The organism is Nocardioides sp. zg-1228 (genome assembly GCF_017086465.1).
In the GTDB taxonomy this organism is placed as follows: domain Bacteria; phylum Actinomycetota; class Actinomycetes; order Propionibacteriales; family Nocardioidaceae; genus Nocardioides.
In genome coordinates this window covers 1,309,706-1,334,342 of record NZ_CP070961.1, presented here as the reverse complement: position 1 = coordinate 1,334,342, position 24,637 = coordinate 1,309,706, and the positions used below count along the sequence as shown (strand labels likewise).

The window sequence follows — 24,637 nt, the reverse complement described above, 5'->3', positions numbered from 1 at the left end:
CCGCTTCATCACCGGGCTCCCTTCGCGACGTCGTAGCCGAAGATCCGCCATGCCCCGCGCTTGTGGGTCAGGAACAGGCGCCCCCGCACCGTGGTGGTGCCGGTCTTGGGCCCGGTGGTGTCGAACGCGAGCACGAAGTGGGCGGTCACGGCGCGCGCCCGGCCGCCGGTGGCGAGGATGTCGAGGGTGATCCTGCGCTTGCGGGGGGTCACCGACTCGATGCGCGGCCCGCCGGTCTGGTTGGTCAGCAGCGCCTTGTCGGCGCGGGCGCGCTGCTCGGCCGCGGCGGTGAAGCCGGGGAACGCCGCGGGGAACCTGCTGCGGGGGTAGGTGCCGCCGAGGTAGGACGCCTCCCACCACCGGTCGACCACGGCCCCGACCTGGCGACGCACGGCCTTGCGCCGGGCCACCGGCAGCCGACCGTGGACCCGGTGGATCCCGGTCCTGGTGGGCGCCGGGTGGGAGGTCAGCGTCGCCTGGGCGTCGTTGCGGCTGAGCCGCTCGGGTGCGGACGCGGGCTCGTCCGCCGACTGGCAGGAGGCGAGGGGGACGAGCAGGACGAGCGCGAGTCCCACGAGGCGACGACGGGCCCGGTGGGCACGGCCCGGTGCGGGGCGGGGCATGAGGACTCCAGCGGTGCGTACGACGAAGGATGAGCGCGGAACGGGGCAGACCCGGGAAGAAGGATGAACGAGCGACGGACGGGCGGTGCACGCGGGGTGGACGAGGGGCCGGTGCCTGTGGTCCACACCATGCCCCAAAGGTCGAGCCCGCTCCTGCATTTGCCTGCGTGTGCGACTAGCCTTGTCGGCTACGTGGTCTAACTCTCGCGCGATGAGATCTGGAAGAGGCGAAACAAGCGTGGCGCAGTCCCCCAACGGGCAGTCCGGCAACCAGTCCTCGGTTGCACCGTCATCTGACCTGGGAGCCAACGAGTGGCTCGTGGAGGAGATGAAGGAGCAGTACGACAAGGATCCCTCGAGCGTGGGTCCGGAGTGGGCACGCTACTTCGGCAACGGCAGCTCGGCCGCCGTGTCGACCAGCGCCTCCGGCGCAGGCTCCGCCACCGGCGCGCGGACCGCCTCGGCCCCGACCGCCTCGAAGGCGCCCGCCGCGGCTCCCCCGCGCGCCGCGCAGCAGGGCCAGCAGCAGGCCCCGAAGCCGGCCGCCAAGCCCGCCGCGACCGCCACCAAGACCGACGCGAAGCCCGACAGCAAGCCCGACAGCAAGGCCGACACCAAGCCCGACACCGAGCCCGCCTCCGCGACCCCGCGCCCGAAGGCCACCGCCGACGAGCCGGCCAAGGGCACCAGCAGCCCGGTCGCCAAGGACGCCAAGCCGGCCGCCCCGGCCGCCTCGGCCGACGAGCCGACCTACACCGTGCTGCGCGGCGCACCGGCGCGCACCGCCGCCAACATGGACGCCTCGCTGTCGGTCCCGACGGCGACGTCGGTGCGCTCGGTGCCGGTCAAGCTGCTCTGGGACAACCGCACCGTCATCAACAACCACCTCGCCCGCGCCCGCGGCGGCAAGGTGTCCTTCACCCACCTCATCGGCTACGCGCTGGTCAAGGCGCTCCGGTCGATGCCGGAGATGAACGTCGGCTTCGAGGTCGTCGACGGCAAGCCCAACCTGATCACTCCCGCGCACATCAACCTCGGTCTCGCGATCGACATGAAGAAGCCCGACGGCACCCGGCAGCTGCTGGTGCCGAGCATCAAGGGCGCCGAGGCGATGGACTTCGCGGCGTTCTGGACGGCCTACGAGGACGTGGTCCGCAAGGCCCGCGACAACAAGCTCACCGTCGCCGACTTCCAGGGCACCACGATCTCGCTGACCAACCCCGGCGGCATCGGCACGGTGCACTCCGTGCCCCGCCTGATGGCCGGCCAGGGCGCGATCATCGGCGTCGGCGCGATGGAGTACCCCCCGGAGTGGCAGGGCGCCTCCGAGGAGGCGATCAACCGCAACGCGATCAGCAAGTCGATGACGCTGACCTCGACCTACGACCACCGCGTCATCCAGGGCGCCCAGTCGGGCGAGTTCCTCAAGCGGGTGCACAGCCTGCTGCTCGGCGAGGACGGCTTCTACGACGAGATCTTCCGCTCGCTGCGCATCCCCTACGAGCCGATCCGCTGGGCTCGCGACGTGGTCGCCACGCACGACGACGACATCGTCAAGCAGGCGCGCATCCTCGAGCTCATCCACGCCTACCGCGTGCGCGGCCACCTGATGGCCGACACCGACCCGCTGGAGTACCGCCAGCGCACCCACCCCGACCTCGAGATCGAGTCGCACGGCCTGACCCTGTGGGACCTCGACCGCGAGTTCGCCACCGGCTCGTTCGGCGGCGAGGGCCGCCGGTTCATGAAGCTGCGCAACATCCTCGGGATCCTGCGCGACTCCTACTGCCGCACCACCGGCATCGAGTACATGCACATCATGGATCCCGAGCAGCGCAAGTGGATCCAGGAGCGCGTCGAGCAGCCGCACGTCAAGCCGCCCCGCGAGGAGCAGCTGCGCATCCTGCTCAAGCTCAACCAGGCCGAGGCGTTCGAGACGTTCCTGCAGACCAAGTTCGTCGGCCAGAAGCGCTTCAGCCTCGAGGGTGGCGAGACGACCGTCCCGCTGATCGACGAGATCTGCGAGGCGGCGGCCGAGACCGGGCTCGACGAGGTCTGCATCGGCATGGCGCACCGTGGCCGGCTCAACGTGCTGGCCAACATCGTGGGCAAGAAGTACAGCCAGATCTTCCGCGAGTTCGAGGGCAACATCGACCCGCGCACGGTCCAGGGCTCCGGCGACGTGAAGTACCACCTCGGCGCCGAGGGCGAGTTCGTCGCCGGCTCCGGCGACAAGATCAAGGTCTCCGTGGCGGCCAACCCCTCGCACCTCGAGGCCGTCAACCCGGTCCTCGAGGGCATCGCCCGCGCCAAGCAGGACATCCTCGACCAGGGCGAGAAGTTCCCGGTCCTCCCGCTCCTGGTGCACGGCGACGCCGCCTTCGCCGGGCAGGGCGTGGTCGCCGAGACGCTCAACCTCTCGCAGCTGCGCGGCTACCGCACCGGCGGCACGGTGCACCTGGTGATCAACAACCAGGTCGGCTTCACGACCGCGCCGGGCTCGTCGCGCTCGTCCCTCTACGCCACCGACGTGGCGCGGATGGTGCAGGCGCCGATCTTCCACGTCAACGGCGACGACCCCGAGGCGTGCATCCGCGTCGCGCGGCTCGCCTTCGACTACCGCCAGACCTTCAACAAGGACGTCGTCATCGACCTCGTGTGCTACCGCCGCCGCGGCCACAACGAGGGCGACGACCCGTCCTACACCCAGCCGCTGATGTACGACCTGATCGAGCAGAAGCGCTCGGTGCGCAAGCTCTACACCGAGTCGCTCATCGGTCGTGGCGACATCACGATCGAGGAGGCCGAGCAGGTCCTCAAGGACTACCAGCAGCAGCTCGAGCGGGTCTTCACCGAGGTGCGCCAGGCCAGCTCGGAGGCGCCCACCGAGTGGACGACCGTCCCCGACTACCCGGACAAGCCGGCCGGCGACTTCTCGACCGCCGTCACGCCGGAGGTGCTCAAGCGCATCGCCGACAGCTACATCACGCCTCCGCAGGACTTCACCGTCCACCCCAAGGTGATGCCGCAGCTGCAGCGTCGCTCCGCCGCGATCACCGATGGCCCGATCGACTGGGGCACCGGCGAGATCCTCGCCTTCGGCTCGCTGCTCATGGACGGCCGCCCGGTCCGCCTGGCCGGCCAGGACTCGCGCCGTGGCACGTTCGTGCAGCGGTTCGCGACGATCATCGACCGCACCAACGCCGACGAGTGGACGCCGCTGACCAACCTCACCGAGGACCAGGCGAAGTTCCACGCCTACGACTCGCTGCTCTCCGAGTACGCCGCCCTCGGCTTCGAGTACGGCTACTCCGTGGCGCGTCCCGAGGCGCTGGTGCTGTGGGAGGCGCAGTTCGGCGACTTCGTCAACGGCGCCCAGACCATCATCGACGAGTTCATCTCCGCCGGCGAGACCAAGTGGCGCCAGCAGTCCGGCGTCGTGCTGCTGCTCCCCCACGGCTACGAGGGCCAGGGTCCCGACCACTCGTCGGCGCGCATCGAGCGCTTCCTGACCATGTGCGCCGAGGACGCGATGGTCGTCGCGCAGCCCTCGACGCCCGCGTCCTACTTCCACCTGCTCCGCCGCCACTCCCTCGGCGAGGAGCACCGCCCGCTGATCGTCTTCACCCCCAAGTCGATGCTCAAGCGCAAGGAGGCCGCCTCGCAGCCGGCCGACTTCGTCGGCGACACCACCTTCCGCCCGTTCATCGGCGACGACGCGGCCGACCGCGACAAGGTGGAGACGCTCATCATGTGCTCGGGCCGGGTGACGTGGGACCTGATGGTCGACCGCGCCAAGCGCGAGAACGGCGAGAAGTTCGCCATCGGCCGCGTGGAGCGCCTCTACCCCAACCCGGTCGAGGAGATCCGCGCCGAGCTGGCGAAGTACCCCAACCTCAAGGCGGTCCGCTGGGTGCAGGACGAGCCGCGCAACATGGGCCCGTGGCCGCACTACCAGCTCAACGTGTGGCCGCATCTCGACGTGGAGGTCGAGCCGGTGACCCGCCCGTCGTCGGCGTCCCCGTCGGTGGGCACGGTCAAGCGCCACGTCGAGGAGCAGAAGACGCTGCTCGACGCCGCCTTCGAGTCGCCGCGCAGCGTCGGCAACGACTACTGAGGCGGAGCGGGCGGTGTACTTCACCGATCGGGGGATCGAGGAGCTCGAGCGGCGCCGGGGTGACGAGGAGGTCACCCTGGCGTGGCTCGCCGAGCAGCTGCAGGCCTTCGTCGACGCCCACCCCGACTTCGAGGTGCCGATCGAGCGGCTCGCCACGTGGCTGGCGCGCCTCGACGACCCCGAGGACTGAGCCCCGGTGCGACCCCCTGACGCGGGCCTGGCCGCGGAGCTCGGCTACGCGCACAGCACGGCCAACCCGCTCCACCGGCTCGTGCGCTGGGGCGCCGGCACCGCCGCGGGCGGGTGGCTGTTCTCCCGCACCCTGCGCCATCTCGACGACCTGGTCGCCCGGCTCTCCCGCGGCCGGCACAGCGGCCCGGCCCTGCTGGCGGGTCTGGCGGTGCTCGACGTCACGACCACCGGCCGGCGCTCGGGTCAGAGGCGCACCAGCCACCTCATCGCGACGCCGTACGCCGGCGGGCTGGCGCTGATCGGCAGCAACTTCGGCCAGCAGGCCACACCGGCGTGGGCGCTCAACCTCGAGGCCGACCCCCGGGGCCGGGTGTCCTACCGCGGCACGTCGCGCGAGGTCGTGGCCCGGGCGGCGACACCGGCGGAGGCCGAGGAGGTCTTCACGCGGGCTGAGCGGTTCTACCCCGGCTACCTGCGCTACCGCGCCCGGGTCGGCCAGGCCCGGCGGATCCGGGTGTTCGTGCTCGAGCCGGCCTGATCATGAGCCTGATCAGGAGCCCGGTCGCGGCGCGACCGGGCGCAGGGTCACGTCGGGGATCGTGGCGCCAGCCGGCAGGTCGACGACGTGCAGGATCGTGTCGGCCACGGCCTCCGGGCTGAGCCACCGGGAGGCGTCGTAGTCGCGGCCCTCCTGTCCGTGCACCTTCTCCTGCATCGGCGTCGCGGTGCGGCTGGGGTAGACCGTGCTGACCCGCACGCCGTGCTCGGCCTCCTCGGCCCGCAGCGCGTCGGCGAGCGAGCGCAGGCCCGACTTGGAGGCGGCGTACGCCGACCAGTCGGCGTGGGCGACCAGGCCGGCGGAGGAGTTGACGAAGACGACCGTGCCGCGGCCGGCGCGCACGTGCGGCAGCATCTCGCGGGTCAGCACCGCCGGCGCGGTGAGGTTGACCGTGAGCTGCTCCTCCCACTCCGCCAGCCGCAGCCGCTCGACCGGGGCCAGGTCGACCACCCCCGCCACGTGGACCACCGAGTCGACGGGACCGTCGACCAGGCGGCCGACACCGTTGAGGGTGCCCGGGTCGGCCAGGTCGGCGACCAGGAGCTGGGCCTGGGGGAAGGTGCGCGCGAGCTCGGCGGCACGCGCCTCGCTGCGGGCGAGGAGCACCAGCTCGTCGCCGCGCCCGGCGAGCCGGTGCGCGAGCGCGAGCCCGATGCCCGAGCCCGCCCCGGTGAGGACGTGCCGGCGCGTCATCGCGTGAAGACGACCTTGCCGAAGACGTCACCGTCCGCCATCGCGGCGAACCCCTCCCGGGCCTGCTCCATGGGCAGGGTGCGGTCGATGACCGGCCGGGCGCCGGTGGCGTGGAGGAACTTGACCAGCAGGTCGAGCTCGCCGCGGGTGCCCATCGTCGAGCCGATCACCGAGAGCTGGGTGAAGAAGATCCGGGTCAGACCGGCGTCGTCGACGTTGGGGCCCGACGTCGTGCCGCTGATGACGATGCGGCCGCCCGGGCGCAGCGAGCGGACCGAGTGGCTCCAGGTGGCCCGGCCGACCGTCTCCATGACCGCGTCGACCTTGACGGGCAGGCGGGTGCCGGACTCGAAGACCTCGTGGGCGCCGAGCTCCAGCGCACGTGCGCGCTTGGCCTCGTCGCGGCTGGTCGCGAGGACCCGCAGGCCGCCGGCACGGCCCAGCGTGATGAGCGCGGTGGCGACGCCGCCCCCGGCACCCTGCACCAGCACCGTCTCGCCCGGCTTGCAGGCGCCCTGCACGAAGAGCATGCGGTAGGCGGTGAGCCACGCGGTGGGCAGGCAGGCCGCCTCCTCGAACGACAGCGACTCGGGCTTGGGCACGAGGTTGCGCCGCGGCACGACCACCTGGTCGGCGAAGGTGCCCTGGTGGCGCTCGGAGAGCAGCGACCGGCCGGGGTCGTCGGCCTCGTCCCCGGTCCAGCGCGGGTCGCCGATCACCCCGTGCACCACGACCTCGTTGCCCTCGTCGTCGACGCCGGCGGCGTCGCAGCCCAGGATCATCGGCAGCGCCTCCTCGCGCAGCCCGATGCCCCGCAGCGACCACAGGTCGTGGTGGTTGAGGCTCGCGGCCCTGACGGTCACGGTGGCCCACCCGTCGGGAGCCTCCGGTGCGGGCCGCTCCCCCACCACCAGGCCGCTCAGCGGGTCGTCAGGGGAGAAGGACTCGGCGTAGACGGCGAACATGCACCGACCCTAGCGAGTGACCCCCGTTAACCGGTTGCAGGTCGGCACCGGCGCAGATTGGCTGGGCGGGTGAGCATTGTCGTACGCCCGTCCGAGGACGCCGGGAAGTACCTGGCCACCGACCAGCTCGTCTGGTTCGGCGAGGTCACCGACGACGACGCCGAGCACCTGCGGCTCGGCCTGCCCGAGGACCAGCGGTTCGTCGTCGACCTGCCCGACGGCCCCGACGACCTGCACAGCGGGATCTACGGCGTGCGGCCGATGTCGATGTCGCTGCCCGGCGGCAGCGTCGTCCCGGTCGCCGGCCTCACCTGGGTCGGCGTCCACCCCGACGCGCGGCGCCGCGGCGTGCTCGCGGCGATGATCCGCGACCACCTCGACCGCACCCGTGCGGCCGGCACCGCGATCTCGGTGCTGCACGCCAGCGAGGCGGCGATCTACGGCCGCTTCGGCTACGGCAACGCCGTGCTGACGCACCAGGTCGACCTGGGCCGCGGCACGACGTTCACCGCGCCGCACCTCGAGGACGAGGTCGCCGGCGTGACGACCCACCTCCACGACATGGCCGCGCCCGGCATCGCCGAGCGGATGCGCGCCTGCCAGCTGGCGTCGGCACCCCACTTCCCCGGCACCGTCGTCGGCTCCCCCGACTACGTCTCGCTCCTGGGCCACGAGGCGCCCGAGCAGCTGCGCGACAAGGAGCCCCGTCGCGTCCTCATCGCCCGCCGCGCGGGCGCCGACGTCGGCTTCGTCGGCCTGCGCCGCCAGCACAAGTGGGACAACGCCCGGCCCGCGGGCACGGTGGTGGTCGGCACCTTCTTCGGCGACCCCGCGGCCAGGCTCGCCCTCGCCCGCCGCGTCGTCGAGCTCGACCTGATGGGGACGAGCAGGTTGGAGAGCATCGGCCTCGACGACCCGCTGCTGGCCTGGATCGGCGGCCACCGCAGCACCGGTGACCTCAAGACCTGGGACAGCACCTGGGTGCGCCTGGTCGACCTGGAGGCCGCGTGGGCACTGCGGTCCTACGAGGCCGACTGCGACGTGGTCGTCGAGGTGGCCGACCGCCACGTGCCGGGCAACGCCGGGCGTTGGCGCCTGACGGCCTCCGCGGGCCGCGGCACGGCGTCCCCCGCCGGCTCCCCCGCCGGCACCCCCGCCGACGTCACCCTCGACATCGGCGTGCTGGGAGCGGGCTACCTGGGGCACGGGATCGGTGCGCTGCTCCGGGCCGGCCTCGTCGCCGAGCACCGCGCGGGGGCCTACGCCGAGCTGGCCCGGGCGATGCGCACGCTGGTCGCGCCGGAGCCGTCGATCGGGTTCTGAGCGATCAGCCAGATCGCTCAGCCAGATCGCTCAGCCCGACCGCTCAGCCAGCCGCTCGAGGTCGCGCCGGACGTAGCGCAGGTGGGCCCACTCCTCCTCCAGGACCACGCGCACGCAGTCGCCGACGCTGGGGTGCCAGTCGAAGCCCCACGGGTCGTCGCGCTCCTCGGCGAGCACCTCCGGTGTGACCGTGGCCAGGAAGTCGGTGACCAGCTGCTGCCGCTCGGCGCGCACGGCGAGGACCTCGTCGTAGTCGGGCGGATCGGTGCGGAAGGCGGAGGTGTCGACGCCCATCTCCTCGGCTCCGGTGAAGAGCAGGCCGACCTCGTGGAACGGCTGCTCCACCCGCAGGATCGCGCCGCGCAGCCAGGTGTCGGTCGCCAGCACGAGGTGCCGCAGCGTCTGGGCGAGGGACCACTCGTCCTCGACGTGGGCGTCCACCAGCTCGGGCGGCGTGCTCGCCACCGTGTCGGCCCACGCGGCCTGCACCGCGACCCACGCGTCACGGAGCCCGTCGGGCGTCTGGGCGTTCTGCAGCTCGCGGCCCGGGAAGCGGCGGTTGAGCTCGGCGTCGACCAGCGGCACCACGTCGACCCCGTTGACGACCAGGCTGCCCGTGAACAGGTCGTGGCTGTCGATGTCGAGCCCGTCGACGTCGACGCCGCGCATGGTCACGCCGCTGACGTCGGAGAAGCGCAGGGTCGCGCCCTTGAAGCTCGTCCCGGTGAAGGTCACGCCCTCGAAGTCCTGGGGGTCCGCAGGGGTCGTCATCGCCCCATCATGGCCCGAGCGCGCGCCCACCGGAACCGTCCCGCACGCGGGCGGCCGGGACGAGTGCCCGCAGCGCGGATCAGCGCCGGGCGACCCCGTCGCGCCTCGCCGCGTCGGCGACCGCCTGCCGCACGGCGCCGGGCACCCGCGGGTCGAACGGGGACGGGATGACCAGCTCCTCGCTCAGGTCGTCGCCGACCAGCTCGGCCAGGGCCGTGGCCGCGGCGACCTTCATGCCCTCGGTGATCGCGGTGGCGTGGACGTCGAAGGCGCCGCGGAAGATGCCGGGGAAGGCGAGCACGTTGTTGATCTGGTTGGGGTAGTCGGAGCGCCCCGTGGCGACGACGCGGGCGTACTTGTGCGCCAGGTCGGGGTGCACCTCGGGCGTCGGGTTGGCGAGGCCGAAGATGATCGCGTCGTCGGCCATCGAGGCGACGATCTCCTCGGGCACCTGGCCACCGGAGACGCCGATGTAGACGTCGGCTCCGGCCATCACGTCGGCGAGCGTGCCGCGGCGGTCGAAGTGGTCGGCGGTGTCGCGGGCGAGGGCCGCCTTGACCTCGGTGAGGTCGGAGCGCGAGGAGTGGAGCACGCCCTTGCGGTCGAGGACCGCGATGTCGGTGATCCCGGCCTCGAGGAGGATGCGCGCGACCGCGACGCCGGCGGCGCCGGCTCCCTGCACCACCACCCGCGCGGTCGCCGCGTCGCGACCGGTGAGCCGCAGCGCGTTGGTCAGCGCGGCCAGGGCGACGACGGCGGTGCCGTGCTGGTCGTCGTGGAAGACGGGGATGTCGAGGCGCTCCTTGAGCCGCGCCTCGATCTCGAAGCAGCGGGGCGCCGAGATGTCCTCGAGGTTGATGCCGCCGAAGCTCGGGGCGAGCCGCACGACGGTCTCGATGATCTCCTCGACGTCGGTGGTGTCGAGGCAGATCGGCACCGCGTCGACGCCGCCGAACTGCTTGAAGAGCACGGCCTTGCCCTCCATGACCGGCATCGCGGCGGCCGGGCCGATGTCACCGAGGCCCAGGACGGCGGTGCCGTCGGTGACGACGGCGACCGTGTTGGGCACCCACGTGTAGTGCTGGGTCATCGACGGGTCGGCGGCGATCGCCTCGCACACCCGGGCGACGCCGGGGGTGTAGGCGAGGGACAGCTCGTCGGGACCGGTCAGTGCGACCGTCGAGACGATCTCCATCTTGCCGCCGACGTGCAGGTCGAACACGGGGTCGCCGGCGTGCGGGTGCGAAGCCATGCTGGCGATACTCGCACAGCTCAGTGGCCCCGAAGCGCGCGTCCCACACGTGGGGAAGGCCACACCCGCAGTCGTACGACACCCAGCACGTCGCCCTCCGGCACGGTGCCGCGGTGGCGCGAGTCGACGCCCTCGGCGGGGTTGTCGCTCAGCAGCCACCAGCCCGCCCCGCCCGATCGAGTACGCCGCTCCTCCACCGCCCGCTTGACCGCCACGGTGCCGTCGGGGAAGCGGGCGACCACGAGGTCTCCCGGGCGGGGCGGGACGCCGTGCCGGACGAGGAGCAGGTCTCCCTCGCGCAGCGTCGGGAGCATCGAGCGACCACGCACGACGGCGGTCCCGAAGGGGGGTCCGGACCGCCCACCCCGCGGGGCGAGACCCCGCTGCCGACGCCACTCCACGCGGAGTAGTGTCGCAGCAGATGCACATCTTCCCGATCGAGAGGAACCCGATGCTTCGCCACCTGCTCGCCCCCACTGTCGAGGTCTCCGCGCACTGCGACCTCCCCTGCGGCGTCTACGACCCCGCCCAGGCCCGCATCGAGGCGGAGTCGATCAAGGCGATCATCGCCAAGGTCGCCGACAACGACGACCCCGACTTCCGCACCCGCGCCATCCTGATCAAGGAGCAGCGCTCGGAGCTCGTCAAGCACCACCTGTGGGTGCTGTGGACCGACTACTTCAAGCCCCCGCACTTCGAGAAGTACCCCCAGCTGCACACGCTGGTCAACGAGGCCACCAAGCTGGCCGGCGCCTCGGGCACCAAGGGTGAGCTCGACGCCGCCAAGGCCGACGAGCTGCTCGCCAAGATCGACGAGATCGCCGAGATCTTCTGGGAGACGAAGAAGGCCTGAACGAAGTGAAGGCCTTCGAGTCATCCAGCGCGAGCGAGCCTGCGAGGTCGCGACCGCGGAAGAAGGCCTGAACGAAGTGAAGGCCTTCGAGTCATCCAGCGCGAGCGAGCCTGCGAGGTCGCGACCGCGGAAGAAGGCCTGAACGAAGTGAGGGCCCTCGAGGCCTGACCCGCACCCTCCGACGCCGCCCCGGTCCCCTGTGGACCGAGGCGGCGTCCGGCTTCTCGCCGCTGGCTAGGCTCGAGACGAGGGACGGAGGCCCGATGATCGAGCAGGTCGCGCTGCGCGACGGCACCGACGCGTTCGTCGTGCCGCTCGAGCGCACCGACCGGGCGACGCTCGCGGCCGAGTTCGACTCGCTGTCGCCTGAGTCGCAGCGCCGCAGGTTCCTGGCGCCCGTGCGGCACCTGTCCGACGCCATGCTGGCGCACCTCGTCGACGACGTCGACGGCATCAACCACATCGCTCTCGTGCTGTGCGCGGAGACGAGTCCCGACGTCTACGACCCTGTCGCCCTGGCGCGACTCGTGCGCTACACCGACGCCTCCGAGGCCGCCGACCTGGCGGTCACCGTCAAGGACGCGTGGCAGGGCCGCGGCGTGGCCACGGCGCTCCTCTCGGTGCTGATGCGGCACCGACCCGCGGGCGTGCACCGCATCGTGACCGAGGTGCTGCGCGACAACCCGGCGTCGCTCGCGATGCTGCGCAGGCTCGGCCGGCTGAGCCTGCGCGACGACGGCAGCGGGGTCTACAGCGTGGTCGTCGAGCTCGAGCCGCTGTCGGACGAGGAAGCAACCGGGGAAGCGCGCCCGGCAGCGACGGACGCGGTCGCGCAGGCAGGCCGACCGGCGCCCCCGACGGCGCCGCCCGAGGAGGAGGCCCGAGCCCCCGCGCTCGTGGGCGACGCCGAGCAGCGCCACGCGTTGCGCACGCGCGACCAGGTGTGTCCGTGGTTCGACTGAGCGGCACGGCTAGGGTGTGCGCAGCATCGGCCTCGAGGATGGGACATTGACGCAGATGGCAGACAACACGGGGGATTCGCGCGCCGACGTGGAGCTGAGGCTGCCCGCGGAGAGTGCGTTCGCGACGATCGTGCGTACGACCGCGGCCGGGCTCGCGGCGCGCCTCGATTTCACCATCGACGACATCGAGGACCTCCGCATCGCCATCGGCGAGGCGACCGCACTCGTCATCCCCGAGGCCGACCCCGGCACCGACCTCGTGGCCTCCTTCTGGTTCGGCCGGGGCTCGATGACCGTCGAGCTGCTGGCCGAGGCGGTGGACGACCCGCCACTCGACACCGAGAGCTTCGCTTGGCAGGTGCTCGACACGATGGCGCAGGAAGCGTCGGCGGGACCGGAGGGAGGACGCTTCCGCGTCCGCTTCACGGTCTCGTCGGCGGTCGGCGCGGGAATGACAGGTGCCGAGCTCTGACATGAGCACAGACACGGGGGACACGGGGGGCGAGACGGGGCTCGAGGCCACCGTCGACCACGGGCTCGACGACGACGTCGTGCCTCGTGGTCTGGAGCACGTGCGCGCGCGCAGCGCCGAGCTCTTCGCGGTGATGCGCGACGACGAGGCGAGCAGCGCCGAGCGGGCGGCGGCACGCGACGACCTGGTGCACCTGCACCTCTCGCTGGTCGAGCACTGCGCGCGCCGCTTCCGCAACCGCGGCGAGCCGTTCGAGGACCTCGTGCAGGTCGGCACGATCGGCCTGATCAAGGCGGTCGACCGCTTCGAGACCGACCGCGGCGTCGAGTTCTCGACCTACGCCACGCCGACGGTGATCGGCGAGATCAAGCGCCACTTCCGCGACAAGGGCTGGGCGATCCGGGTGCCGCGCCGGCTCCAGGAGCTGCGGATGCAGATCGGCGGGGCGACCGGTGAGCTGACCCAGAGGCTGGGCCGCTCCCCCACGCCCCGTGAGCTCGCCGAGGTCATCGGCTGCACGGTCGAGGAGATCATGGAGGGCATCGAGTCGTCCCACGCCTACGCGACGCTCTCCCTCGACGCCTCCGACGACAACGACGAGGGCCCGCCCGCGATGCTCGCCACGCTGGGGATCGAGGACGCCAACATCGAGCACGTCGAGATCCGCGAGTCGATCAAGCCGCTGCTCGACGGCCTCGGGGAGCGGGAGAAGCGGATCCTGCTGCTGCGCTTCTTCAAGAACATGACCCAGTCGCAGATCGCCGAGGAGATCGGCGTCTCCCAGATGCACGTCTCCCGGCTGCTGACCCGCACGCTCGCCCAGCTGCGCACCTCTCTCGAGGCCGACTGAGCATCCGTCTCCCCACGCCCGCCTGGCTAGACATCCCAGCTAGGCGTCGAGCCGGTCGTTCTCCTCCAGCACCCGCGTCGTCGCGGGGTGGAGCAGCCCGCCGATGACCAGCAGCGCGGCCAGCGCGAGCCCTCCCGGCAGCACGACCGACCAGACGTCGCGGAGGTTCCAGGCCATGCCCAGCTGGATCAGCTGCGCCATCACGACCGGCCCGCGGGCCGAGCGGCGTGCGTTGCGCAGCGCCCACGCGCACCAGGCGAGCGCGGCCGCGCCGGCCACGAAGAACGCCGCGGTGGTGACACCCATGGCGAGCCGGACGGCGCGCAGGTGGAACAGCTCGACGACGCCCAGGCCCAGCAGCAGGAGTGCCTCGAGCCCCACCAGCGCCGCCGCGACCAGGAGCGGGGGCGGGGCGTCGAGCGCGGGACGGGAGGGACCTGGCGGGGGCGTAACGGTCACCGGACAACAGTAGTTGTGACGGACGCGACGGGTGGTGGGGGTTGTGGGAACGTTCAAAGGTTGGGAGTCTGGACGTTGCGCACATCGGCGCCCGGGCCAGCTGAACGTCCGTAAACAGCAACCGACGTGATGTGAAAGAGGGATTCCCCGACCCATGGATTGGCGCAGCCGCTCAGCATGCCTCGACGAGGACCCCGAGCTGTTCTTCCCCATCGGCAACACCGGTCCTGCGATCCTCCAGATCGAGGAGGCCAAGCAGGTGTGCCGTCGATGTGAGGTACGCGAGCAGTGTCTCGCGTGGGCCCTCGAGGCCGGCCAGGACCACGGAGTGTGGGGTGGCCTCAGCGAGGACGAGCGCCGCGCGCTCAAGCGGCGCAACGCCAGGGCGCGCATCCGCACCGCCTGAGGACGGTCAGTCGACCGGCAGGTCCGCCTGCACCCGCGCGCCCCGGCTTCCGGGGCCGATCTCGAGCACGCCGCCGAGCTCGGACTCCACGAGCGTGCGCACGATCGACAGCCCGAGCTGGGTGGACGCCTCGGGGTCGAAGTCGTCGGGCAGGCCTCGGCCGTCGTCCTCGACCACCAGGTGCAGCCGGCCCGTGATGCGGCGCGCCGTGACCACCACGCGCCCCGGCTGCTCGAGCGTCGCCGGGTCCTGGCCCGCGTAGCCGTGCTCGACGGCGTTCTGCAGCAGCTCGGTGAGCACCATCGCGAGCGGCGTGGCGGCCTCCGAGGCCAGCTTGCCGAAGGAGCCCTCACGCACCACGCGCACCGGCACCTCCACCCCGCTGACGTCGACGACCATCGAGCCGAGCCGGTCGGCGATCTCGTCGAAGTCGACGGTCTCCTCCACGGCGTGGCTCAGCGTCTCGTGCACGATGGCGATGGAGCCCACCCGGCGCACCGCCTCCTCCAGGGCCGCCCTGGCGTCCTCGGCGCGGGTGCGCCGCGCCTGGAGGCGCAGCAGCGCCGCGACGGTCTGGAGGTTGTTCTTCACCCGGTGGTGGATCTCGCGGATGGTGACGTCCTTGGTGACCAGCTCGCGGTCGCGGCGACGCAGCTCGGTGACGTCGCGCACCAGCAGCAGCGCGCCGGTGCGCTCGCCTTGCGGGCGCAGCGGGATGCTGCGGACGATCAGGGTCACCTCGTCGGTGCCGACCTCGGTGGCCCGGCCGTCGCGACCGCCCAGCACGGCGCTGAGCGTCTCCTCGTCGGGGCGCTTGCGCGCCGGCACCAGCTCGCGGGTCAGGTCGGTGAGGACGAGCCCGGCGAGGTCGCCCTGCAGGCCGAGGCGGCGGTAGGCCGAGAGGCCGTTGGGGCTGGCGTAGACGACGCGCCCCGTGTCGTCGAGCCGGACGAAGCCGTCGCCCACCCGCGGCGAGTCGGCGTGGTCGCTGCGCTGCCCGCTCAGCGGGAAGCGGCCCGCGGCGATCATCTGGGTCAGGTCGGACGCGGTCTGCAGATAGCTGAGCTCGAGCCGGCTCGGGGTGCGTACGCCGATGAGGTTGGTGTTGCGGGCGATGGTGGCGATCACCCGACCCGCGCGGCGCACCGGGATGACCTCCACCCGCACCGGCACGTCGTCGCGCCACTCGGGGTCGCCCTCGCGCACGACGCGGCCGGTGCCGAAGGCCTCGTCGAGCATCCGGCGCCGGCCGACGGGGACGAAGGTGCCCAGCACGTCGTCCACGAGGGCGGTCGGCCCGGTGGTCGGCCGCATCTGGCCGCCCGCCCAGTAGCCCTTGCCCTCCCGGTCCGGCAGCCAGAGCACGAGGTCGGCGAACGACAGGTCGGCCAGGATCTGCCAGTCCGCCATGAGCCGCTGGAGCCAGGCGATGTCGTCCTCGACGAGGTCGGTGTGGGCTCGCACGAGCTCGGGGAGGGAGGGCACCCGCCCAGACTAGGGCGGTGCGGGAGGCGGCTGGCAGGATGTCCCCCATGTCGCTCGGGTACTGGAACCAGGTGCAGGCCACCGGGTTCGAGGTGCCCTCGGACCGTCCGCTCGACGACCTCACCGCCGAGCTGACCACCATGCTCGGCTCGACCCGGGCCGAGGTCCGCGACGGCACCGCCTACCCCGCCCTGGCGACCTGGATCGACAACGGCGTCTACGACGACCTGCTGGCCGGGCTCGGCGACGGCATGGTCGCGGGGCTCGCGGTCGGGCTGGGCGAGTCCGGCACCGACACCGTCTTCCGCCGCAGCTTCAGCGCGCTCATCGTCGCCGAGTGCCTCGAGCGCGACACCGCGCACCGCCTCCTGCCGGCCGCCAGGATCCTCGACTGGGGCGACCGCATCGCCGTGTGGTTCCTCGCCGAGCGCGACACCCGGGGCTTCGTGCCGGGCAAGGGCTGGGCGCACGCGGTGGCTCACGGCGCAGACGCGATCGGCGCCCTCGCCGAGTCGCCCCACCTCGGCGGGCCCGAGCACGAGGTGCTCCTCGACGTCCTGGCCGAGCGCGTGCTGCGGCAGCCTGCCGACGAGCCACTGGCGTCCGGCGAGCTCGACCGGATGGCCCACGCCGCGATGCGCGTCCTGCGCCGCGACACGCTCGGCAGCGACGCGCTCGAGCCGTGGGTGCACCGCATCGCCGCGGCGGGCAACGCGTTCGGCAAGGGTGGCGACTCCGACCCGTTCCTGACGACGGCGATGCCCCAGGCGTACCTCCGTGCCCTGTTCGTCCACCTCTCCCTGGCGCCCGACCCGCCCGAGGTGCGTTCCGACCTGCTGCTCACGGTCATCGAGGCGCTGCGCCTGACCAACGTGCACTACCTGCAGGCACCCACCCACTAGCCTGCTCGCATGACCGAGATCACCGGCCACAGCGGCGAGCTCGCCGTCCATGTCGCCCGCGCCCACGGCGTCCAGACGATGTTCACCCTCTCCGGGGCCCACGTGTTCCCGATGTACGACGGCGTGGTGCGGATCAACAAGGACGGCCAGGACCCGCCGATGCGCCTGATCGACGTGCGCCACGAGCAGACCGCCGCGTTCGCCGCCGAGGCCACGGGCAAGCTCACCCGCGTGCCGGGCCTCGCCGTCCTCACCGCCGGCCCCGGCGTCACCAACGGCATCAGCGCGATCGCGCAGGCCCAGTTCGCCGGCTCGCCGATGGTCGTGGTCGGCGGTCGCGCCCCGCAGAACCGCTGGGGCACCGGCTCGCTCCAGGAGCTCGACCAGCCGCCGATCATCGCGCCCGTCGCGAAGGCGGCGACCACGCTGATGACGGCCGGCGAGGTCGCGGCCGGCATCGACGAGGCGTTCACCCTCGCGCGCTCCAGCCACCGCGGTCCGGTCTTCGTCGACGTGCCGATGGACGAGTTCTTCAACTCCGCCTCCGGCACCGTCGGCTCGGGCGAGGGCACCCGCATCGAGCCCGACGGCGACGCGATCGAGACGGTCGCGCGCCTGCTCGCCCGCGCCGAGCGGCCCGTGCTGGTGCTGGGCACCGACGTGTGGGCCGACCACGCCGAGGCGGCAGCCCTCCGCTTCGTCGACGACCTCGGCATCCCCACGCTGACCAACGGCATGGGACGCGGCCTGATCCCCGGCGGGCACCGCAGTCTCGTCGCCAAGGCCCGCGGCGCCGCCCTCGCCGGTGCCGACCTCGTGGTCGTGGTGGGCACGCCCCTCGACTTCCGCCTCGGCTACGGCGTCTTCGGCGGGCCCGACAAGAGCCCGACGGGCGCGTTCGCCCGGGTCGTCCACATCGCCGACTCCCCCGGCCAGGTCTCCCACCACGCCGACCTCGCGGCGTCCGTCTCGGGCGACCTCACCACGGTGCTCGACGGCCTGCAGGCCGCGATCGAGCGCGGCGACAAGCCCGACTGGCGGGCCTGGTCCGACCAGCTCGCCGACCAGGTGAAGGCCGCCGCCGAGCGCGACGCCCAGCTCCTCACGGCCGAGGCCGACCCGATCCACCCCGCGCGGATCTACGGCGAGCTCGTGCCCCGCCTCGAGGACGACTCGGTGGTGATCGGCGACGGTGGCGACTTCGTGTCGTTCGCCGGCAAGTACGTCGAGCCGAAGCGTCCCGGCGGCTGGCTCGACCCCGGCCCCTACGGCTGCCTCGGCGCCGGACTCGGCGCCGCGATCGCGGCTCGCATCGCCCGCCCCGACGCCCAGGTCACCCTGCTGCTCGGCGACGGCGCGGCCGGCTTCTCACTGATGGACGTCGACACCCTGGTCCGCCACGACCTGCCGGTCGTCATGGTGATGGGCAACAACTCCGCCTGGGGCCTGGAGAAGGGCCCCATGCAGATGCTCTACGGCTACGACGTCGCCGCCGACCTGGCCCAGCGCACGCCCTACGACCAGGTGGTCACGGCGCTCGGCGGCGCCGGGGAGACCGTGACCGACCCCCGCCAGATCGGGCCCGCGCTGGACCGGGCGTACGCCTCCGGCGTGCCCTACCTCGTCAACGTCATCACCGACGTCGACGCGGCCTACCCGCGCAACACCTTCGGCATCTGAGGCTGCGTCGGTGACCGGGCTGGAGCTGCGCAGGATCCACCGCCCGGAGACGTCCGCCGCCGGCGACGTGTGCGTGGCGGCCTACGGGCCGTTCCTCGCCCGCGCCGGCGACGACTACCGCCGCCGCCTGCACGACGTGGCCACCCGCGACGAGCAGGCCGAGGTGTGGGTGGCGCTCGACGGCGACCAGGTGCTCGGCAACGTGACCTACTGCCCGCTCGGGTCGCGCTGGCGCGAGATCGCGCGTGACGACGAGGGTGAGTTCCGGATGCTGGCGGTCGCCCCGGCCGCGCAGGGCCGCGGGGTCGGCACGGCGCTCGCCCGCCTGTGCGAGGACCGCGCCCGCGAGGACGGTGCCACGTCCATGGTGCTGTCGTCGCTGGCGGTCATGTCGGCGGCGCACCGCGTCTACGAGCGCCGGGGCTACGCCCGTGACCCGGGCCGCGACTGGTCGCCGCGGCCCGGCGTGGACCTGCTCGCCTTCACCAAGCCGCTCTGAGGCCTCAGCAGGAGCGGGCCGTCGTCGGGTCGTCGACGTCGTCGAGGCAGACGGTCCCCCACGGCAGCGCGGCCATCTCGGTGCCGGAGACCATCTGCCACCGCCACGCCCCCCAGGTGCCGTCCTCGCCCTCGACGGTCGAGACGAGGTCACCGTCGGTGGTCAGCCACGTGCGGGTGCCGTCGGCGGTGAGCGCGATCTCGCCGGTCGGCACGAGGACACGCAGCCGGTCGCCGTCCTGCACCACGACCTGGACCCGCGACGGGTCCGAGGCCGAGGTCACCACCAACGCGGCACCGTCGGACAGGACCGAGGCCGGCTGCACCGTCGAGACGCGCGGGTCGGCCACGTCGAGCCGGTGGCGTGCGGTGCCGTCGCCCCCCTCGACGACGAGCACCGGGGGGGCGCCCGCCTCGATGCGGGCGGTGAAGCGGTAGCCGATGTCGAAGGCGGCGCCCTCCCCCGGCCCGAAGGTGTCCTCCGACGCAGGGGCCAGGTCGGGCAGCGCGTCCTCCGTGTCGTCGCCGCACGGCCGGTCCGGCGACGGCTGCCCGAGCCCCATCCGCAGGCACCCGGCCCCCGTCGCCCGGAGCACCCCGTCGTCGTCGAGGCCCCACCGCCACGCGTCGACCACGATGGTCTCGGGCCGCAGCAGGCTCATGCCGCCCTCGGCGTACGCGTCGACCGACCGGCTCGACCACAGCTCGCCGTCCTCGATCCAGTAGTCGTGGAGGTGGACCATCCGGTAGTGCTCGGTCTCGCTCCCCCCGACGGGGACGTAGCCGCGCACCAGCAGGTCGGGCTCCTCGGGCACCGCCTGCACGAGCAGCCCGGCGCGCAGGTCGAAGACCAGCGGGTGGCCCAGCCCTCCGGGGCCGCCCTCGCCGAGGTCGTCGTAGTAGAGCACCAGCTCCTGGTCGCCGTCGCCGTCGGCGTCGACGGGCTCGAGGGCAGTGGTGCCGATGGTGGAGCCGAGCTCGGCGATGCCGTAGGCCTCCCGGCCGGTGCTGCTGACGATCGTCTGGATCCGGATCCGACCGTCGTAGTCCTTGGTGCGCTCGGCGAGGAACTGGACCTTCTCCTTCACCCCGTCGCCGTCGAGGTCGAGCCGGGCCGGGCTCGACAGGTCGTCGGCCTTCCAGTCGCGCCCGACGTCGGCGGGCAGCTCCACCTCCGGCGCATCGGGCCTCGGCGCGACGTCGTCGGACCGGGTGTCGCGGCCGAGGCCCTGGACGACGATGCCCAGCACGAGCAGCACCGCGGCGGCCGTGGCCAGCAGCACCCACGGCGAGCGCCAGCGCGGGCGCAGCGGCGCCACCGGGGCGGGTGGCGCGAGGTCCTCGGGGCGGACCAGCTCGGCGCGAGCGGCCAGGGCGGCGCGCAGCCGGTCCTCGATGGCGGGACCGGCGCCGGGTGTGGTGCTCATCGCTGCTCCTCCCCCAGGTCGTGGGCGGACGTCATGGCCCTCTCCAGCGCGACCAGCGCGCGGCTGGCGGTCGACTTCACGGTGCCCGGGCTGATGTCGAGCGTCCGGGCGATCTCCGCCTCCGACAGGTTGGACCAGTAGCGCAGCACCAGGACCTCCCGCTGCCGCGGGGCGAGCCGCTGCAACGCCTCGATGACCTCGCGGTGCTCCTCCGCCAGCACGGCGCTGTCCTCCGGCGTCGGCGGCGAGGGATCGTGCGGTGGCGAGTACGCCCGCGCCGTACGCCGCCGGCGCAGCGCCGAACGGGCGGTGTTGACGACCGAGACCCGCAGGTAGGCCAGCGCCCTCGACGGGTCCCGGACCGCGTCGGGGCGACGGGCGAGCGCGGCGAAGGCGTCCTGCACGACGTCCTCCGCGGACGCGAGGTCGTCGACGAGGAGCACGGCGAGCCGCACCAGGCCGAGTCGGTGGGCGGCGTAGAGCTCGGTGATGTCCACGGACGGCTCCATCCCCATCCCCACCCCTGCGGTCCTCGCGCTCATGTCTGGTAGACGTGTGTGTGCTCCTCAGGTTGCCGCACCGACCTCACGTTCCCCGGAAGGCCTGCCCATGCCCGACCTCGCGCCCGCCACGCTGACCTACACCGTCACCGACGACGACACCGCAGCCGCGGTGGGCAGCGGGTCCCTCCCCGTGCTCGGCACCCCGCGGCTGCTCGCCTGGCTGGAGGCCGCCACCTGCGCCAGCCTCGACCCCGCGCTCGACGAGGGGTCCACCAGCGTGGGCACGCGGGTGCAGGTCGAGCACCTCGCAGCCAGCCCCGTCGGCGCCGAGGTGGAGGTCAGCGCCTCCAGCGCCTACGCGGACGGCCGGCTGCACCGCTTCACCGTCAGCGCCCGCGACACCACCACGGGCAAGGTGCTCGCGGCCGGCGAGATCACCCGCGTCGTCGTCGACGCCGAGCGGTTCCTCTCGCGCCTCTGACGACGGAGGATGCGGGCTCAGGCGGTCAGTGCGACACCTCGGCTGCGACAGTGGTCGATAGCCAGCCCGCACACGCGGATCAGCCGATGCCGAAGAGGTCTTCCCGGATCTCACCGATCAGCGCCACCACGGAATGATCGATGGGGCACACCCACGCCGCATTCGACGCGGCAACGCTCGCGCGCAACGGGTGGCTTGCGGGATGGATCGGACACGGAGGCCAGTTGGTGGGCGCCGAGGTCCACAGCCGATTCTCGATGGCCCACTCCTGCACCTGGTCGGCCGCGTGCGCAACGCGTTCTTCGCGGGATGCTGCCCGTCGCACGGACAATCCCGAACCGCTGCCGTCTGCGCTCCACATCATGCACGACACGTACTCGCGGTCGCCGATCCAGTCGTGGTCGTCGAACCTCGGCGCGTCCACCTGCGTGCGGGCGAGGTCCCGCAGGACGGGCTCGACCGACTCGGACAGGACTGGATCCATGGCCGCACCATGTCAGGTCGGGGTCCTCGACGTCCGGGCATGCGCACTGGTGGTGCGCGGATCTGCAGGTCAGCGGGCCCCGGGTGATCGAGTGCCGCCGGAGCGCGGCGTCACAGGGCGGTGCGTGCGAAACTGGCCCACGTGCGCCGTGCCGCAGTCGTGCTCACGCTGGCCCTGGCAGGGTGCAGCACCGGTCCGTCTGTCGATCAGCCCCCGGCCCCGTCCCTCCGCCCCGACCACGTCGCTCCACCGCGCCAGGTCTTCCACGAGGACCGCCCCTACCGGCTTCAGAACTCGATGCGCGGCCTGCGCCTGGCCGCTCGGACAGCCACCTGGATCGACATCGACTCCAACTACTGCTGGGACGCTGCCCGACGACACCGCGTCCCCCTCGCAACGCATTGGCCAAACGTCGCCCGCGAGCGGTTCCGCGACCCCCTGGGCCTCATCAGCCCGGACGCGGCCTTCGCCGACCTGACCCTTCCGGAGGTCCGCCGGCTCAGGTCGGGCGACCCCGTGCCCTACCGGATCTCGACGATGGTGGAGATGGTCCGCGCGGCGGCCCGCGTCGGGCTGACGGGGATCGAGTGGGAGGTCAAGGGTGGACGGGCCTTCGAGCGGCCCGGCACCTACCGCCGGGTCCTCGGTGCGGCGGACGAGGTCGGCATCGCGATCAACGTCAAGACGCTTGCCCACATCGGCGGCAGGGACGCCGCCCTGCGCCGACTGCGCGCCGCCAAGCGGGCAGGGGCCGCGACGATGCTCCTCGGCGGAGGCGACCGGCCACCCCGGATCACGGACTCGCAGTCCCGCTACATCGACTTCGTGCGTTGAGCCTGCACGTCCGGGGTGGCCACCCGGGACACACCGACCGAGGCCGACGGCGCCCGTCAGAGCTCGCGGATCACCCGGGCCGGAGAGCCCACCGCGACGACTCCGGAGGGCAGGTCGCGGGTCACGACCGACCCCGCCCCGACGACCGTGTCTGCCCCGATCGTCACTCCGGGGCACACGATCACCCCGCCGCCGAGCCAGCCGTTGTCGCCGATCGTGATGGGCTCCGCGGCCTCCCACTTGTCGCGCCGCGGGCCGGGCTCGATCGGGTGCGTGGCGGTGAGCAGCTGGACGTGGGGGCCGATCTGCACGTCGTCGCCGATCGTGATCCGCGCGACGTCGAGGAGCACCACGCCCCAGTTGATGAAGGTCCGGGCGCCGATCGTCGTCTGGTAGCCGAAGTCGCAGTGCAGGGGCGGGCGCAGCTGGCTGCCCTCCCCGAAGCCCTCGAACAGCTCCTCCAGCAGCTCGCGACGCCCCACCGTGTCGTTCGGGCTCAGCGTGTTGATCCGGTGGGCCAGCAGCTGGGCGCGCCGGGACTCCTCGGCCAGGACGGGGTCGTCGGCGATGTAGGGCTCGCCGGCGAGCATCCGATCGCGCATCGTCTTCTCGCTCATCTCGCCACCGTACAAGCCACCCGGCCCGTGCCCGGACGTGCAAAAGTCCCCGCCGCAGCGGGGACTTCTACGAGATGACGGCGCGGGTGCGCGTCAGGCGTTGGGGCGCTTGCCGTGGTTCGCGCCCTTCTTCTTGCGAGCGCGGCGCTTGCGTCCGGTCTTGCCCATGGTGGTCCTCCTGGAGTCGGTGCTCGGAGCAGTGTCTCAAATCCGCCCGGAGGCGGCGAATCGGGTCGGCCTCGGGGCCTGTCGGCTCAGGCGCCGGCGTCCGTGATCCGGACGTGGACCTGGTGCAGCTGCAGTCGTACGCGGTCGCGCAGCGACTCCGGCGCCGACTCCGAGCACGACCGCGCGACGAGCTGCTTGACCGCACGCTGGAGGTCGTAGCGCTCGAGGCAGGGACCGCACTCGCGCAGGTGCATCTCGACGACGGTGCAGTCGGCCTGGTCGAGCTCGTTGTCGAGGAGGTAGACGATGCGCTCGATGTAGTCGACGCAGTCGTCGTCGCTGTCGTCGGGGCCGTGGTGCTCGTGGCTGCTCACGCCTTGCTCCCCTCTCCCGGTCCGGGCACCGTGGACGCCGGCAGGAGGTCGTTGGTCCGCACGTAGTCGGCCAGCATGTCGCGGAGCTGGCGACGACCGCGGTGCAGGCGGGACATCACGGTGCCGATGGGCGTGTCCATGATCTCCGCGATCTCCTTGTAGGGGAATCCCTCGACGTCGGCGAGGTAGACCGCGAGGCGGAACTCCTCGGGAAGGCGCTGCAGGGCGTCCTTGACCTCCGAGTCGGGCAGGTGCTCGAGCGCCTCCATCTCGGCCGACCGCAACCCGGTCGAGGAGTGCGACTCCGCGCGGGCGAGCTGCCAGTCCTCCACGTCCTCCGACATCGACTGCTGCGGCTGCCGCTGCTTCTTGCGGTAGGTGTTGATGTAGGTGTTGGTGAGGATGCGGTAGAGCCAGGCCTTGAGATTGGTGCCCGGCTTGAACTGGTGGAAGGCGCTGTAGGCCTTGGCGAAGGTCTCCTGCACGAGGTCCTCGGCGTCGGCGGGGTTGCGGGTCATCCGCATCGCCGCGCCGTAGAGCTGGTCCAGGTAGGGCAGCGCATCGCGCTCGAAGCGCGTGGTGCGCTCGTCGGAGCTCTCGTCCTCGACGGCGATCTCGACAGGGGGGGACGTCTCGTCCCGGAGCGATTCAGTCATCGCGTCCCAGCGTACCGCCGTGGGTGGATCC

General features: G+C 72.5%; 28 protein-coding genes. 14 read left to right on the top strand and 14 right to left on the bottom strand.

Annotated features, from left to right (window positions below; genetic code table 11):
- Positions 1-8 precede the first annotated feature (8 nt).
- Positions 9-623, bottom strand: coding sequence for a hypothetical protein (locus JX575_RS06445; RefSeq protein WP_186341624.1), 615 nt, complete (start codon positions 621-623; stop codon positions 9-11).
- Between the two features lie 211 nt (positions 624-834).
- Between JX575_RS06445 and JX575_RS06440 the strand changes: the two genes are divergently transcribed.
- The 3 genes from JX575_RS06440 to JX575_RS06430 are packed head-to-tail and all read left to right on the top strand — an operon-like array spanning position 835 to position 5,470.
- A complete protein-coding gene (locus JX575_RS06440) occupies positions 835-4,740 on the top strand; it encodes a multifunctional oxoglutarate decarboxylase/oxoglutarate dehydrogenase thiamine pyrophosphate-binding subunit/dihydrolipoyllysine-residue succinyltransferase subunit (RefSeq protein ID WP_186341623.1) in 3,906 nt (1,301 codons plus the stop codon).
- 13 nt (positions 4,741-4,753) lie between these two features.
- Positions 4,754-4,930, top strand: coding sequence for a DUF6104 family protein (locus tag JX575_RS06435; RefSeq protein ID WP_168218509.1), 177 nt, complete (start codon positions 4,754-4,756; stop codon positions 4,928-4,930).
- A gap of 6 nt (positions 4,931-4,936) precedes the next feature.
- The gene (locus tag JX575_RS06430; RefSeq protein WP_186341622.1) at positions 4,937-5,470 is read left to right on the top strand and encodes a nitroreductase family deazaflavin-dependent oxidoreductase; all 534 of its coding nucleotides are present in this window, start codon (positions 4,937-4,939) and stop codon (positions 5,468-5,470) included.
- Positions 5,471-5,482: 12 nt separating this feature from the next.
- Here the strand turns inward: JX575_RS06430 and JX575_RS06425 are convergent, their stop codons facing one another.
- Positions 5,483-6,184, bottom strand: a complete 702-nt coding sequence (locus JX575_RS06425) for an SDR family oxidoreductase (RefSeq protein WP_186341621.1) — start codon at positions 6,182-6,184, stop codon at positions 5,483-5,485.
- Positions 6,181-7,149: a zinc-binding dehydrogenase gene (locus JX575_RS06420; RefSeq protein ID WP_186341620.1), complete on the bottom strand. Its 969-nt coding sequence runs from the start codon at positions 7,147-7,149 to the stop codon at positions 6,181-6,183. Before JX575_RS06420 ends, JX575_RS06425 begins: the two co-directional genes overlap by 4 nt.
- Positions 7,150-7,218: 69 nt before the next feature.
- On the opposite strand from JX575_RS06420, the gene JX575_RS06415 reads away from it, so the two are divergent.
- Positions 7,219-8,472 carry a GNAT family N-acetyltransferase gene (locus JX575_RS06415; RefSeq protein ID WP_186341619.1) on the top strand — a complete coding sequence of 418 codons (1,254 nt, stop codon included), beginning with the start codon at positions 7,219-7,221 and terminating at the stop codon, positions 8,470-8,472.
- A gap of 30 nt (positions 8,473-8,502) precedes the next feature.
- Here the strand turns inward: JX575_RS06415 and JX575_RS06410 are convergent, their stop codons facing one another.
- From JX575_RS06410 to JX575_RS06400, 3 genes are all read right to left on the bottom strand, one after another.
- Complete coding sequence (locus JX575_RS06410; protein WP_186341618.1) at positions 8,503-9,243, bottom strand: DinB family protein; 741 nt, start codon at positions 9,241-9,243, stop codon at positions 8,503-8,505.
- A 79-nt stretch (positions 9,244-9,322) separates the two neighbouring features.
- Positions 9,323-10,495 (bottom strand): NADP-dependent malic enzyme, encoded by a 1,173-nt coding sequence (locus tag JX575_RS06405; protein WP_186341617.1) that lies wholly within the window; start codon positions 10,493-10,495, stop codon positions 9,323-9,325.
- Positions 10,496-10,515: 20 nt separating this feature from the next.
- The gene (locus JX575_RS06400; RefSeq protein ID WP_277395315.1) at positions 10,516-10,824 is read right to left on the bottom strand and encodes a S24/S26 family peptidase; all 309 of its coding nucleotides are present in this window, start codon (positions 10,822-10,824) and stop codon (positions 10,516-10,518) included.
- A 122-nt stretch (positions 10,825-10,946) separates the two neighbouring features.
- On the opposite strand from JX575_RS06400, the gene sodN reads away from it, so the two are divergent.
- The 4 genes from sodN to JX575_RS06380 all read left to right on the top strand — a co-directional run bounded on the left by sodN (position 10,947) and on the right by JX575_RS06380 (position 13,632).
- Positions 10,947-11,348: a superoxide dismutase, Ni gene (gene sodN, locus JX575_RS06395; RefSeq protein ID WP_056601510.1), complete on the top strand. Its 402-nt coding sequence runs from the start codon at positions 10,947-10,949 to the stop codon at positions 11,346-11,348.
- 263 nt (positions 11,349-11,611) lie between these two features.
- A complete protein-coding gene (locus JX575_RS06390; protein ID WP_186341615.1) occupies positions 11,612-12,310 on the top strand; it encodes a GNAT family N-acetyltransferase in 699 nt (232 codons plus the stop codon).
- A gap of 55 nt (positions 12,311-12,365) precedes the next feature.
- Complete coding sequence (locus JX575_RS06385) at positions 12,366-12,782, top strand: anti-sigma factor (protein WP_186341614.1); 417 nt, start codon at positions 12,366-12,368, stop codon at positions 12,780-12,782.
- 1 nt (position 12,783) lies between these two features.
- Positions 12,784-13,632: an RNA polymerase sigma factor SigF gene (locus JX575_RS06380; protein WP_186341613.1), complete on the top strand. Its 849-nt coding sequence runs from the start codon at positions 12,784-12,786 to the stop codon at positions 13,630-13,632.
- A gap of 39 nt (positions 13,633-13,671) precedes the next feature.
- On the opposite strand, the gene JX575_RS06375 is transcribed toward JX575_RS06380, so the two are convergent.
- Positions 13,672-14,091, bottom strand: coding sequence for a hypothetical protein (locus tag JX575_RS06375; RefSeq protein WP_186341612.1), 420 nt, complete (start codon positions 14,089-14,091; stop codon positions 13,672-13,674).
- Positions 14,092-14,245: 154 nt separating this feature from the next.
- Here JX575_RS06375 and JX575_RS06370 point away from each other — a divergent pair, with 154 nt between their 5' ends.
- Positions 14,246-14,497 carry a WhiB family transcriptional regulator gene (locus JX575_RS06370; protein WP_056601527.1) on the top strand — a complete coding sequence of 84 codons (252 nt, stop codon included), beginning with the start codon at positions 14,246-14,248 and terminating at the stop codon, positions 14,495-14,497.
- Positions 14,498-14,503: 6 nt separating this feature from the next.
- Here JX575_RS06370 and JX575_RS06365 read toward each other — a convergent pair whose 3' ends face one another.
- Positions 14,504-15,982 carry a PAS domain-containing sensor histidine kinase gene (locus tag JX575_RS06365; RefSeq protein WP_186341611.1) on the bottom strand — a complete coding sequence of 493 codons (1,479 nt, stop codon included), beginning with the start codon at positions 15,980-15,982 and terminating at the stop codon, positions 14,504-14,506.
- Between the two features lie 47 nt (positions 15,983-16,029).
- Here JX575_RS06365 and JX575_RS06360 point away from each other — a divergent pair, with 47 nt between their 5' ends.
- Genes JX575_RS06360 through JX575_RS06350 form a run of 3 tightly spaced genes read left to right on the top strand, consistent with a single transcriptional unit; the run spans position 16,030 to position 19,063 of the window.
- A complete protein-coding gene (locus JX575_RS06360) occupies positions 16,030-16,884 on the top strand; it encodes a DUF2785 domain-containing protein (RefSeq protein WP_186341610.1) in 855 nt (284 codons plus the stop codon).
- Positions 16,885-16,893: 9 nt separating this feature from the next.
- Positions 16,894-18,564, top strand: a complete 1,671-nt coding sequence (locus JX575_RS06355) for an acetolactate synthase (RefSeq protein WP_186341609.1) — start codon at positions 16,894-16,896, stop codon at positions 18,562-18,564.
- A 10-nt stretch (positions 18,565-18,574) separates the two neighbouring features.
- A complete protein-coding gene (locus JX575_RS06350) occupies positions 18,575-19,063 on the top strand; it encodes a GNAT family N-acetyltransferase (protein ID WP_186341608.1) in 489 nt (162 codons plus the stop codon).
- 4 nt (positions 19,064-19,067) lie between these two features.
- Here the strand turns inward: JX575_RS06350 and JX575_RS06345 are convergent, their stop codons facing one another.
- Together JX575_RS06345 and JX575_RS06340 are read right to left on the bottom strand one after the other, a co-directional pair.
- Positions 19,068-20,489, bottom strand: coding sequence for a hypothetical protein (locus tag JX575_RS06345; RefSeq protein WP_186341607.1), 1,422 nt, complete (start codon positions 20,487-20,489; stop codon positions 19,068-19,070).
- On the bottom strand, positions 20,486-20,998 hold the full coding sequence (locus tag JX575_RS06340; protein ID WP_241005360.1) for a SigE family RNA polymerase sigma factor: 513 nt from the start codon (positions 20,996-20,998) through the stop codon (positions 20,486-20,488). The genes JX575_RS06345 and JX575_RS06340 overlap by 4 nt, the downstream gene beginning before the upstream one ends.
- A gap of 100 nt (positions 20,999-21,098) precedes the next feature.
- Between JX575_RS06340 and JX575_RS06335 the strand changes: the two genes are divergently transcribed.
- Positions 21,099-21,473, top strand: coding sequence for a thioesterase (locus JX575_RS06335; protein WP_186341605.1), 375 nt, complete (start codon positions 21,099-21,101; stop codon positions 21,471-21,473).
- 79 nt (positions 21,474-21,552) lie between these two features.
- Here JX575_RS06335 and JX575_RS06330 read toward each other — a convergent pair whose 3' ends face one another.
- Positions 21,553-21,957 carry a hypothetical protein gene (locus JX575_RS06330; protein WP_186341604.1) on the bottom strand — a complete coding sequence of 135 codons (405 nt, stop codon included), beginning with the start codon at positions 21,955-21,957 and terminating at the stop codon, positions 21,553-21,555.
- A gap of 141 nt (positions 21,958-22,098) precedes the next feature.
- Here JX575_RS06330 and JX575_RS06325 point away from each other — a divergent pair, with 141 nt between their 5' ends.
- A complete protein-coding gene (locus JX575_RS06325; protein ID WP_186341603.1) occupies positions 22,099-22,791 on the top strand; it encodes a hypothetical protein in 693 nt (230 codons plus the stop codon).
- Positions 22,792-22,847: 56 nt separating this feature from the next.
- On the opposite strand, the gene JX575_RS06320 is transcribed toward JX575_RS06325, so the two are convergent.
- The 3 genes from JX575_RS06320 to JX575_RS06310 all read right to left on the bottom strand — a co-directional run bounded on the left by JX575_RS06320 (position 22,848) and on the right by JX575_RS06310 (position 24,606).
- Positions 22,848-23,408, bottom strand: coding sequence for a sugar O-acetyltransferase (locus tag JX575_RS06320; RefSeq protein ID WP_186341602.1), 561 nt, complete (start codon positions 23,406-23,408; stop codon positions 22,848-22,850).
- A gap of 254 nt (positions 23,409-23,662) precedes the next feature.
- A complete protein-coding gene (rsrA, locus tag JX575_RS06315) occupies positions 23,663-23,950 on the bottom strand; it encodes a mycothiol system anti-sigma-R factor (RefSeq protein WP_186341601.1) in 288 nt (95 codons plus the stop codon).
- Positions 23,947-24,606, bottom strand: a complete 660-nt coding sequence (locus JX575_RS06310; protein ID WP_186341600.1) for a sigma-70 family RNA polymerase sigma factor — start codon at positions 24,604-24,606, stop codon at positions 23,947-23,949. The genes rsrA and JX575_RS06310 overlap by 4 nt, the downstream gene beginning before the upstream one ends.
- Positions 24,607-24,637: the final 31 nt, after the last annotated feature.